At 72.4% G+C, this 11,492-nt stretch carries 6 protein-coding genes; 4 read left to right on the top strand and 2 right to left on the bottom strand.

The window, feature by feature from the left end:
• Window positions 1–8: 8 nt before the first annotated feature.
• Window positions 9–6,086, bottom strand: a complete 6,078-nt coding sequence (locus tag HQQ85_RS07420; RefSeq protein WP_173181906.1) for an Ig-like domain-containing protein — start codon at window positions 6,084–6,086, stop codon at window positions 9–11.
• A gap of 229 nt (window positions 6,087–6,315) precedes the next feature.
• Here HQQ85_RS07420 and HQQ85_RS07415 point away from each other — a divergent pair, with 229 nt between their 5' ends.
• The 3 genes from HQQ85_RS07415 to HQQ85_RS07405 all read left to right on the top strand — a co-directional run bounded on the left by HQQ85_RS07415 (window position 6,316) and on the right by HQQ85_RS07405 (window position 9,245).
• The gene (locus tag HQQ85_RS07415) at window positions 6,316–7,260 is read left to right on the top strand and encodes a M15 family metallopeptidase (RefSeq protein WP_173181905.1); all 945 of its coding nucleotides are present in this window, start codon (window positions 6,316–6,318) and stop codon (window positions 7,258–7,260) included.
• 93 nt (window positions 7,261–7,353) lie between these two features.
• Entirely contained in the window at window positions 7,354–7,878 is a 525-nt protein-coding gene (locus HQQ85_RS07410; RefSeq protein ID WP_173181904.1) for a helix-turn-helix domain-containing protein, read from the top strand.
• Complete coding sequence (locus HQQ85_RS07405; RefSeq protein WP_371741808.1) at window positions 7,875–9,245, top strand: MFS transporter; 1,371 nt, start codon at window positions 7,875–7,877, stop codon at window positions 9,243–9,245. The genes HQQ85_RS07410 and HQQ85_RS07405 overlap by 4 nt, the downstream gene beginning before the upstream one ends.
• Window positions 9,246–9,291: 46 nt before the next feature.
• On the opposite strand, the gene HQQ85_RS07400 is transcribed toward HQQ85_RS07405, so the two are convergent.
• Window positions 9,292–10,770: an MFS transporter gene (locus HQQ85_RS07400; protein ID WP_173181903.1), complete on the bottom strand. Its 1,479-nt coding sequence runs from the start codon at window positions 10,768–10,770 to the stop codon at window positions 9,292–9,294.
• Between the two features lie 110 nt (window positions 10,771–10,880).
• On the opposite strand from HQQ85_RS07400, the gene HQQ85_RS07395 reads away from it, so the two are divergent.
• Window positions 10,881–11,483, top strand: coding sequence for a TetR/AcrR family transcriptional regulator (locus tag HQQ85_RS07395; RefSeq protein WP_173181902.1), 603 nt, complete (start codon window positions 10,881–10,883; stop codon window positions 11,481–11,483).
• Window positions 11,484–11,492 lie beyond the last annotated feature (9 nt).

Genomic DNA, 11,492 nt, shown 5'->3' with positions numbered 1-11,492 from the left:
GGTCGTGGCTACCAGGTGATGTGGTTGGACTCGAAGCTGCCGTCGGGCCCGGAGGCCACCGCCCACACCTGATTGCCGGGGTAGCCCCAGTAGCCGCGAGTGACCGCGGCGTTGCCGCCACCGTCGGTCGTCAGCGTGAAGGTCAGCCAGTTGCCGCTGTCGCGGTTCGAGCGGTAGTTGATCGTGTAGGTCGTGTTCGGCTCGCCGGTGTTGATCTCGACATGCACGTAGCGGCAGGCTGTCCCTGCGCAGCCGGACTCGCCCTGCGCGTCGCCGCCCTTCGACAGCGACACCTTCGTGTTGATCGGCTTCGCCTGTGAGCGGCCTGCGTCGCTCGCCGCGTTCTCCTGGCCCTCGGAGTCGACGACGATCACGGTGATCGAGTGGTCCTGGCTGTAGTCGTTGCCCACCTCGGTCGACCCGTTGCCCACCGCGACGGGCTGGCGGTCGCCGTTGTCGACTTGGATGTACATGGCGACGATCGGGCGCCCGTTCGCCGCAGGAGGCGACCAGGAGAAGGTGACCGACTTCGCGTTGTTCGAGTGGCTCACGGCCGGCTGCCCGGGCGGACCGAAGGGATTCGCCGCATTGGAGGTGGCGGCGGCGCCGGGCTGCACTCCCTCCACCGTCGAGACCGCCCAGACGTCGACGGTGTAGTCGGTGCCGTTGCTCAGACCACCGATGTCACCGCCGCCGGCCGGGATGGTGCCCGTGGCACCGCTCTGATTCACCCGGTACCGATAGCCGATCTCCTCGGCGCGGCTGCCGTTGCCCGAACCCGGCGAGAAGGTCACCTTGATGACACCGTTCGCGCCGGTCGGGGCCGCGCTGACCGAGGTCGGCGCTGACGGCGGCACGGCCGCCCGGCGGCCCGAGGAGTATCCGCTGTACTCCGAGTCGCCGGCCTTGTTGTGGGCGAGGACCCGGAAGGTGTAGTCGCTCGAGCTCACGTCCACGGCCACGTTGGCCGAGGTGCCGTTCACCTGCTTGGTGGTGGCGGTGCCGTCGTGCATCGTCTCGAGCACGTAGTAGGCGATCGCGTCGCCGTTGTTCGCGGGCTCGCCCCAGCTCACCTGGATCTGCGCCTGCGAGCCGACCGGCGTGGCGGGGGACGTCGTCGGCGCACCCGGCGCCTCCGGCTTGCCGGCCGGGATCTCGGTCGCCGAGAAGGCGCTGAAGTCCGAGGGCTCGGGGGCCTTGTTCACGGCCTGCACGCGCACCTGGTACGCCGTGCCGTTCTCCAGGCCCTCCCAGACCAGCGTGTTGCCGGTCACGCCGTAGCGCGACGGGGCTCCGCGTGCGGGCGCCGGTGAGATCTCGAGGTTGAACGACTGCACGGCCGAGCCGGGCGTGGGCGGCGTCACCCAATTCACCGTGAGGCTCTTGTCGCCGAAGACGAGCGTCGGCGGCTGGGGCTGGGCGGGACGAGCATCCGGCCGGGCGATCGCCGAGGAGGGCGACGGGTCGGAGGTGCCGACCGAGTTCGTGGCCGTCACCGTGAAGGTGTACTCGACGTCGTTGGTGAGGCCGTCGAGGGTGCACGTGGTCGACGCGCACTGCTTCGAGTAGCCCTGCGGGCTGGTCACCGTGTAGCCGGTGATCACGGCGCCGTTGTCCACCGGCGGGCTCCAGTTGAGCACGACGGTGCGGTCCTGGATGCTCGTCACCGTCGGCGTGGCGGGGGCATCCGGTCGCCCCTGCACAGTCACTCGGATGCTCGCCGAGGCCTGCCGGTCGGGATCGTTCGTCGCGTCCTGCACGGTGTACGACACGACCATCACGCCGACGAAGGTCGCCGCCGGGGTGACCACCACGTCGCTGCCCGAGATGCTCGCGCCGCCGTCACCCGTCTGCACCGTGGCGCTGACGATCGTCAGCGGGGTGTCCGGGAACGGGTTCACGTCGTTGGCGAGCACGGGCACGGTCACGCTCTGACCCTGGTTCGCCTGCGGTATCACGTCATCAGTGGCCGACGGCGGCGTGCGCGTGGTCGAGAGGACGGTGATCGACACCGCTCCCCGCACCGGCGTGTTGACGCCGTCGGAGACCTCGATGTCGAGCGTCGAGACGTTCAGCGGGGCGTCGGCGTCGGCCCGGGCCACGAGGGTCGAGCCGTCCAGCCGCACCGAGACGCCCGCGGGCGCGTCACCGACGATCGAGAACGTGAGCTTCTCGAGCTCGCCCTCGTCCGGGTCCTCGGCGGCACCGCGCAGGTCGATCGACTGCTCGTCCTCGCCGGCGGCGATCGAGAGGGCGGCGCCCTTGAAGACGGGCGGGGTGTTGTAGTCGGAGACGACGGTGATCGGGATGACGAGCGTCGCCGTGCGACCCTCGGGGTCATCGGGCCCGGTGCCGTCGGTGACCTCGAAGCTGAGCGCGTCGGGGCCGTCGTAGCGCGGCTTCGGCGTGTAGCGGAGGGTGTCGGCGTCGGCGAGCAGGTCGTCGCCGTTCGAGTTCGCGGCGCGCACCGTGTCGGCCTCGGTGATGCGCACCGACTTGCCCTCGCCCACCAGCACGTAGTCCGAGAGCTCGACCTCGACGGTCTGGCCGTCGTTCACCACGAGCGGCTCGATGCCCGGCCGGAGCACGGGCGGCAGCGTGTCGCTGCCCGGCACGTTCACGAAGGCCGAGGCGGTCAGGCCGTCCTGGTCGGTGACCGTGTAGGTGATGATCTGCGAGGTCGGCAGCAGCGTGATCTGCAGGTTGCCGTTCGAGAGCGGGGTCGCGGCCGGGTCGGGGCTCGTGACCGTCAGGCCCTCGATGGTGCCGTCGGGGTCGTCGTCGTTCTCGCGCACGTTCACGTCGACGGTCTCGCGGTCGAGCATGTCGGCGACGGGCACCTGGTCGTCGCGGGCGATGGGGGAGGCGAGCGGAGCATCCGGACTCACCTGCATGAGCAGCGTGCCGGTCGCCGCCGCACCCCAGCGGTCGACGATCGTGTACTGCAGCGTGTAGTCGCCGGCCTCGCCCGGGGCGGTGACGAGCACGCGCCCGCCGTCGACCGAAGCGGTCACGCCGTCGGGCACCGTGAGGCCCTCGGAGCGGATGGCGATCGGGTCGCCGTCGGGGTCGTTGTCGTTCTCCATCACGTCGACCGCGACCGTGCGGCCGGGGCGGGCGGTGATCGTGTCCTTCACCGCGTAGGGCGGCTGGTTCGACTCGCTCGCCGGGATGATGCCGACCAGCACCGACGCGGTCGCCGAGGCGCCGAGCCGGTCGCGCACCGTGTAGGTGAAGGTGTCGGTTCCGGATGCGCCGGGGTACGCCTCGTAGACGAGCCACGCCTCCCCGACCTCGGTGATGCGGCCCTTGCCGGGCGCCGAGCTCTGGCCCACGAGCTCGACCGAGTCGCCGTCGGGGTCGATGCCGTCGAGCGGGATCGGGATGCGCACGGTCGTGCCCTGCAGCGCCCGGATCGTGACGTCCTGCGGTCGCGGCGGCGCGTTGGTGCCGTCGTCGGGGCCGACGATGCGGATGGTGATGTAGCCGGCGTCCTTCTGGCCCTGCGAGTCGACGGCCTCGTAGGTGGCGTAGACGGTCTTCGGCTCGGGCCCGGCCTTGAAGCGCACGGTGTCGCCGGCCACGAAGATGCTGCCGTCGGCCGGGTCGACCACGGGGTCGATCAGCGTGGGGGAGAGCGAGAGCGTGTCGCCGTTCGGGTGGGTGTCGTTCGCGAGCACCGGGATCGTCACGATGTCGCCGACCCGCACCGTGACGTCGTCGTCCTCAGCGTTCGGCGGGAGCAGGCGGTCGGGGGCGGGGATCGGCGTGACGAAGACCTCGCCGCGCGAGGAGGCCGCCCCGTTCGACACCGTGTAGGTGATGGTGAGCGGGTCGGTGAGCCCGCGGTCGGTGATGCGCAGGATCTCGTGCTCGAGCACCTCGACGCTCACGCCCGCCTCGGCCGGCACCTGCACCGACTGCACGGCGAGGATGCCGCCGTTCGGGTCGGTGTCGTTGGCCAGCACGTTGACGAGCGTGGTGCCGCCGTTCGGCAGCTGGGCCGTGTCGCGCACGGCGATCGGCGGGTCGGAGCTGTCGGTGACGGGCAGCACGGTGACGCGCACGAGCCCCTCGGCGGTCTTCGGGCCGTCGGAGACGAGGTACTGCACGTAGTAGTCGCCGGGGGTGCTGCTGGTGAAGTCGAAGGTGCCCGTCGTGTAGTCGGGCTGCAGCACCGCCCCGGGGGTCTCGTTGACCTTCGCCAGACGGAGCGGGGCTCCCGAGGGGCTGAGGTCGTTGTCCATCGGGGCCACGGTCACGCGTTCGTCGACGGTCGTCACGACGGTGTCGCCGTTGGTCACCGGCGCGAGGCTGCCGGGGTCGCGCACCTGGAAGCGCACGGTGCCCTCCGTCTCGGTGCGACCGTCGGAGACGACGACCGTCACCTCCTTGGGGCCCGTGTTCTGGTCGATGCTGGTGAAGCTGATCTGGCCGTCCGGGCGGTACTGCACCTGGTCGTCGGTGCCGGTCGAGGCGCCGACGACGTAGAGGTCGTCGCCGTCGGGGTCGATGAAGTCGGGCAGCACGTTGTGGCTGACACTCGCCCCGAGCTCGACCAGCACGTCGGTGACGCGCTTCTGCTTCGGCGGGGCGTTCTCCTCGTCGCCGCGCACGCTGAGCGAGACGGTGGCGGTGTCGCTGCCGCCGCGGCCGTCGTCGACGGTGTACCCGAAGCTCGCGCTGCCCGAGGCGTCGGGCGAGACGACGATCTGCAGGGCCGCTCCGTTCAGGATGCGCTGCACCTCGCCGATCCCGGGCTGGGAGCCCTCGATCTTCGCGGTCAGCATGTCGCCGTCCGGGTCGAGGTCGTTGTCGAGCACGGGCAGCACCACGGTGCGGCCGGGCCGCACGCCGAAGGCGTCGTCCTCGGCCGTCGGGGGAGTGTTCTCCTCGGAGCGGTCGGGCAGCAGCACCTGGAGCTCGTCCTCGGTGCTGTCCTCCTCCTCGTCGGAGTCGCTCTGCTCGGGCGGCGGGGCGATGTCGTCCCAGTTGTCGACCTTCTTCATGTCCTGATTCACCAGGAACACGACGCCGGTCGACACATCGTTCAGCACCACGACGTCGCGGTTGACGCGGAAGCGGAGGTCGGCGTTCGCCGCCAGGCCGTCGATCTGGTCCTCGACGTCGTTCGCGTCGCCCGAGCAGTCGCGGAGGAACGCTCCCGATCCGGACCAGGCGGCGTACGCGCATCCGTTTAGGAAGACCGGTGCGGCCGGCGTGCCGGGTTCGCCCCCGGCGGGGATCACGGTGGCCTCGCCGCCGTCGAGGGGCTGCCGGATGAGCGAGGTCTTCGTCGCGACCAGCACGTCGGAGGAGGCCGGCCCGGTGGGCTGCACGACACCGCCCTCGGCGTCGGGCAGCTCGACCACGGAGCCGCCGGGCAGGTGCAGGCTGCCGGAGGAGGCGTCGAAGACGACGGCCTGGTCGCCGACCGTCGTCAGCGTGAGGCGCGCGCCCTCCTCGACCTCGGGGAAGTCGGTGCTGGCCGGCTCGACCGGGAGGGTACCGTTCTCGTCGCGGTCGTACTCGAGCAGCTTGCCGGCCGAGGTCGACAGCGCGTGCACATTGCCCGCGGCATCGGCCACGGCCGCGCCGGCGCCCCCGAGCTCGCCGAGAGGCTCGTCGGGGTCGAGCTGCAGGCCCGCGGCGTTCGAGGACGGGCCGGCCCAGAGCTCTCCGGTCTCGCGGTCGAGCACCGTGAGCGTCTGACCGCCCAATGACACCGATGACTCGGGAGGCAGGATGAGAGGGGCCTCGAGCGCCATGGTGACCGGGTTGACCGGGGTCAGCGAGGAGCCCGTGGTGTCGAGCATCAGCACCGTCTCGTCGCGCTGCAGCACGTCGAACTCGGTGGAGGAGGTGCGGAGGCCCCCGTCGATCACCTGGGCGGGGTGGTTGAGGTGCCCGAGCAGCAGCCCGGAGGGCTTCGTCACCCAGACCCCGCCGTCGTTGAGGTCGACGTCGGCCGTCTCGATGCCCTCGTAGAGGAACGCCATCGTGGTCACGCCGATCGCCAGAGCGGCGATGGTGGCCACCGATGCCGTCGTCGCCTTGCGACGGCGGATCGCCTCGAACAGCCTCACACGGGTCTCCACATCGTCAACGGTGTCCAGCGGTGTGGGTAAGACGGCGGGTCAGGACGCGTGGGTGGGCGATTCCTGCGGCTCCCGACTTCGGGTGGAGGGAGCCCCGCACATCCGCAATTCAAGCACGGTTCGGAATTCCCGCCCAAATCGGGTGGCACCTTTTAAGGGGGTAGAACTCCCCATTGCGTCAAGGGGGTTCCGATGCACCGGGCGTTATGCTCGTCGGGTGTCGAGGTTGATGGACCGCCGGCAGCGGCGCTCGCGGCGTCGCCTGCGCGGTGTGCTGATCGGCGCCGCCTCCCTCGTGGTCGTGGCGCTCGTCGTGGGCGGTGCGCTCGTGGTGACCGGGGTGTTGCATCCGGCGGGTGGGGTGCTGGCTGCTCCGACGGCGCTGCCGGCGCCGTCGTTCACGTCGACACCGTCGCCGTCCTCCTCCCCGGCTCCGGCGCCGGTCGCCTCGGCCACGGTGTCGCCGGCTCCCTCCCCCTCCCCCTCCCCCTCCCCCTCCCCCTCGCCCGAGCCGGCCGCCCCGCCGGCGCCTCCCGCCTTCGACCGATCGGCGAACTCCGTGGACGATCCGCTCAGCCCCTGGGTCGTGGTGAACAAGCTGCGTCCCATCCAGAACGGCGCCGACTACGGCCCGCCCGACCTCGTCGACCTGCCGGGCGACATCCCGAACCCGAACGGCTACCAGCTCCGCGCCGACGCGGCGTCGGCCCTGGTTGACATGTTCCATGCGGCGCAGGCGGAGACGGGCATCCAGCTCGTCGCGCAGAGCGGCTATCGCTCGTACAGCGTGCAGGTGCGCGCCTACGACTACTACGTCAACTCGCTCGGCGTCGAGGGGGCCGACCTCACGAGCGCCCGCCCGGGCTTCAGCGAGCATCAGACCGGCATGGCGATGGACATCCTCGACACGGTCTCCGGATGCTCGACCGACGGTCGCTGCTTCGCGAACACCCCCGCCTACACCTGGCTGCAGCAGAACGCCTACCGCTTCGGCTACGTGCTGCGCTACCCCGACGGCGGCACCCCCGTGACGGGCTACGAGTTCGAGCCGTGGCACTGGCGCTGGGTCGGGGTGCCGCTCGCGACGGAGCTGCACACGACGGGCATCCCGACCCTCGAGGAGTACTTCGGCCTGCCGGCGGCCCCCGGCTACGCCGGCTGACGCCCCGTCCCGTTCTGCTGTTCGACGCCCGTTTGCCGCCCGACCCCCAAAGAGCTATTTGACGGTCGGATGCGCGGCCCGCACGATGGCTCCATGTCCTCCCTCGACGTCCTCCGCGCCACCGCCCACCCCGTGCGCCTCCGGCTGCTGTCGCTGCTGACGGCCACCGCGATGAGCGCGGCCGAGGCCGGACGCGAGCTGCGGGTCTCCCAGGCCGCCGCCAGCTACCACCTGCGGGTGCTCGAGCGGGCCGGGCTCATCCGGGTGGTCGAGGTGGTGCGTGTGCGGGGCGGTGACGCGAAGCGCTACCGGCACGAGTCGTCGGCCGAGCCGTTCCGGCTGGACGAGGCGGTGGCCGGCGGCGCGGCGTCGGAGGAGCGCGCCGAGTACGTGGAGGCGGTGATCGACGAGTTGCGCCGGCGCTCGGCACTGCGGGTCGCAGGGCCGCACCTGACGACCGACGCCGAGCTGTGGGTCGACCCGGCGACGTGGCGGCGCGTCGTCGGAGCCGTGGGCGCCGCCTCGGCGCTGCTGCACGAGGCCGCGCGTCCGGCGCGCACACCGGGCACGGCGCCCGTGTCGATGACGGCGGAGCTGTTCCCGCTGCGGCGACCGTGAGCGGCGCGCCGCCGCCTGCCTCGGGGTCGCCCGCCGTGCCGTCGCCGGCCCCCGTGCAGCCACCTGCTCCACCGTCGCCTGCCGGCACGTCGCTCGCCGGGCGTCCGCGGCTGCCGGGGCCGCTCCGGCACCGCGCGTACCGGTGGCTGCTCGCGGCCCGCACGACGAGCATCCTGGGCAACGCCGTCGCGCCGATCGCCCTGGCCTTCGCGGTGCTCGACCTCACGGGCTCGGTGGCCGACCTGGGCGTCGTCGTCGCCGCGCGCTCGATCACGAACGTCGCCGTGCTGCTGGCCGGCGGTGTGCTCGCCGACCGGCTGCCGCGCGACCTGCTGCTCGTCGGTGCCTCGCTCGCCGCGGCGCTGACGCAGGGCGTGGTCGCCGCCCTGGTGCTCACGGGAACGGCGTCGATCCCGTCACTGGTGCTGCTCGGCGCGCTGAACGGGGCGGTCGCGGCGGTCAGCCTCCCCGCCGCGGCGGCGCTCGTGCCCGAGACCGTGCCGTTCGCCGAGCTGCGCCCCGCGAACGCGCTGCTGCGGCTGGGGCTGAACGGCTCCAGCATCGTGGGCGCGGCGGCCGGCGCCGGTCTCGTGGCCGCGGTCGGGCCGGGCTGGGGGCTCGCGATCGACGCGGCCGGGTTCGCGCTGGCGGGGCTGCTCTTCTCGCGGATGCGGCTGCCCCGCGCATCCGTCACCCCGCCGCCGCCGGGTCGGGCCGGCCTGCTGGCCGGTCTGCGAGCGGCGATCGGCGAGCTGCGCGAGGGCTGGCGGGAGTTCACCCGCCGCCGCTGGGTATGGGTGGTCGTGGCGCAGTTCGGCGTGCTCAACGCCGCGTTCGTCGGCGCGACGACGGTGCTCGGGCCTCTCGTGGCCGACCAGACGTTCGGCCGGGCCGGGTGGGGCTTCGTGGTGGCGGCGCAGGCGGGCGGTCTCGCGCTCGGGGCGGTGGTGGCGCTGCGCTGGCGTCCGCGCCGGGCGCTCGCGGTCGGGGTCGGCGGGATGGCGCTGACGGCACTGCCCGTCGTGGCGCTCGCGGTCGTCGCCGGCGGTCTCGGGCCTGCCGCCGCCGGGGCTGCGGCGGTGCCCGTGCTGATCGTCGCCTTCGCGCTCGGCGGGGTCGCCCTCGAGGTCTTCGCCATCGCCTGGGACCAGTCGCTGCAGACCCACGTGCCCCGCGAGGCGCTGTCGCGCGTCTACTCGTTCGACATGGTCGGCTCGTTCCTCGCGATCCCGCTGGGCGAGGTGCTCGTCGGCCCGCTCGCGCACCGTCTCGGCACCGCGCCGACGCTGCTCGGCTGCGCCGCGCTGGTCGTGGCGGCGACCGCGGCGGCCCTTGCGGTGCCGGCGGTTCGGCGCTTGCGCGCCTGACGCCGCGGGGGTCTGGGCGTCGGCCCCGGCCCTAGCGGCCCTCGCCCTAGCGGCCCTCGAGCTCGGGGGCGTCGGTGACGCCCGCCGCGGCCGCCTCGCGACGGCGCGCCCGCAGCGACGGCGCCACGAGCGCCGCGAGTATCGCCAGCACCCCGACCCCCGCCGACGCCCAGAAGCCCACGGTGAACGCGTCGTCGAGCGGCGCGCCCTGCGGCGACACGTTCGACGAGATCAGCGCCGCGATCACCGCGGTGCCGACGCTGCTGCCGACCGTGCGGATGACCGTGTTCGCGCTGATCGCCTCGCTGGTCTGCGCGGCCGGCACGCTTTCGACGATCGCGTTCGAGGTGGCGGCGAGGGCCATGCCGATGCCGATGCCGGTCAGGATGCCCGAGAGCAGGATCTGCCACGTCTCGCCGTGCCCGAGCGCCGGCAGCACGAAGGCCACCGTCACCGACACCCCGCCGAGCACCATCGGGATCTTCGGCCCGACCCGCCGGATCAGGATGCCGGCGAGCACGCCCGAGATCACCATCGCCACGACGGTGGGCAGCAGGTAGAGCCCCGCCTCGGTCACCGACAGCCCGAACCCGTAGCCGAGCGCCGAGGGCAGCTGCAGCAGGGTGGGCACCAGGATGAACGTCCCGAACATCGCGAAGCCGAACGCCAGGGCGACGACGTGCGCGGTCCAGACGCCGCGGTGCGTGAACAGCCGCACGTCGATCAGCGGCTCCTTGACCCGCAGCTCGACGAGCACGAAGACGACCAACGCCACGGCGCCGAGCGCGAGCAGGCCGATCGTCTTGCCGTCGCCCCAGCCCCACTTCTCGCCTTCGCTGATCGCGAGCAGCAGGCCGACGAGTCCGACGGTCAGGATGGCGGTGCCGACGAGGTCGAGCCGGCCGGGCGTGCGCACCGGCGACTCCGGGATGCCGAAGATCGCTCCCAGCAGCGCGATGGCCACCAGCACGGCGGGCAGCCAGAACAGCCAGTGCCACGACAGCGCCTCGACGATCGGGCCGGCGGCCACGATGCCGACGCCGGCGCCGATACCGAAGATCGCCGAGAGCAGGCCGATGGTGACGCTGACGCGCTCCTTCGGCAGCTCGTCGCGCACGATGCCGATCGACAGCGGCATCACGGCGCCCGCGGCGCCCTGCAGGATGCGGGCGACGATCAGCACGCCGAGGTTCGGCGCGAGGGCGGCGAGCACTGTGCCGACGAGCAGCAGCGCGAGCACGACGATGATCACGCGGCGCTTGCCGACCATGTCGCCGAGCCGCCCGAGGATCGGTGTGAGAACCGACGCCGAGAGCAGGTAGGCGGTCAGCACCCAGCTCGCGTCGGTCGTCGCGACGCCCAGGTCGCTGCCGATCGTGCCGAGCGCGGGCGCGACGAGCGACTGCAGCACGGCGAAGGACAGCCCGCCGAGCGAGAGGAACAGGATGATCGCCGTGCCCCGTCCGCGGGCGGCCGCGGTGGTGGGCACCGAACCCGTGTTCGGGCTCCGGGTGGTGGTGGACATGACGCTCCTCGGGTATGTAAGCAGATGCTGACTTGAGAAGTATCGTCCTGTCGTTGCACTAAGTCAACTTCTGTTTACACGCGCCTGCGAGCCGGTACAGTGGCTCGGGCATGAGCATCGACGACGAACTGATCCGGTCGGGCCGCGACGCCGCGGTGACCCGACGGGCCCTCGTGCGCGCCGCCCGCCGCCGCTTCGCGACCGACGGCTACCGCGCCACCACCGTGCGCGCCATCGCCGCCGACGCGGGCGTCAACGTCGCGCTGATCAACCGCTACTTCGTCTCGAAGGAGGGCCTGTTCGAGGCGTGCATGGCCCGCACCTCCGACGAGCTCGACACCCAGACGCCGGCCCGCGCATCCGATCTCGAAGCGGTGATCGACCGCCTCGTTCTGCATGTCGTCAACGCACCGGATGGCGACGACCCCCTGCAGCTCCTGCTGCTGCTGCGCTCGTCGGGTGACGAGAACGCCGACCGCATCCGCCGCCGCACCCTCGAGCACTTCACACGCCGTCTCGCGGCCGCGGCCGGCTGGCGCGAGGACGACCCCGCGACCGCGGCGGTCCTCCTGCGCGCGCAGCTCGCCATCTCGACCCTCCTCGGCGCGGTCATGCTCCGCAGTGCGGCGGCGGCCGAACCTCTCGCCTCGGCCACGGCCGAAGAACTGGCCGAGCCGCTCCGCGCCGTCTTCCGCACGCTCCTAGGCCCCTAGACCGCCGGA

Source organism: Herbiconiux sp. VKM Ac-2851 (genome assembly GCF_013205105.1).
Classification (GTDB): Bacteria; Actinomycetota; Actinomycetes; order Actinomycetales; family Microbacteriaceae; genus Herbiconiux; species Herbiconiux flava.
This window is presented reverse-complemented; position numbering and strand designations above follow the sequence as displayed.

Coding starts and splice junctions, on each gene's coding strand:
- HQQ85_RS07400 (WP_173181903.1), bottom strand. CDS start 10,770: ATGTCCACCACCACCCGGAGCCCGAACACGGGTTCGGTGCCCACCACC.
- HQQ85_RS07395 (WP_173181902.1), top strand. CDS start 10,881: ATGAGCATCGACGACGAACTGATCCGGTCGGGCCGCGACGCCGCGGTG.
- HQQ85_RS07410 (WP_173181904.1), top strand. CDS start 7,354: ATGTCCTCCCTCGACGTCCTCCGCGCCACCGCCCACCCCGTGCGCCTC.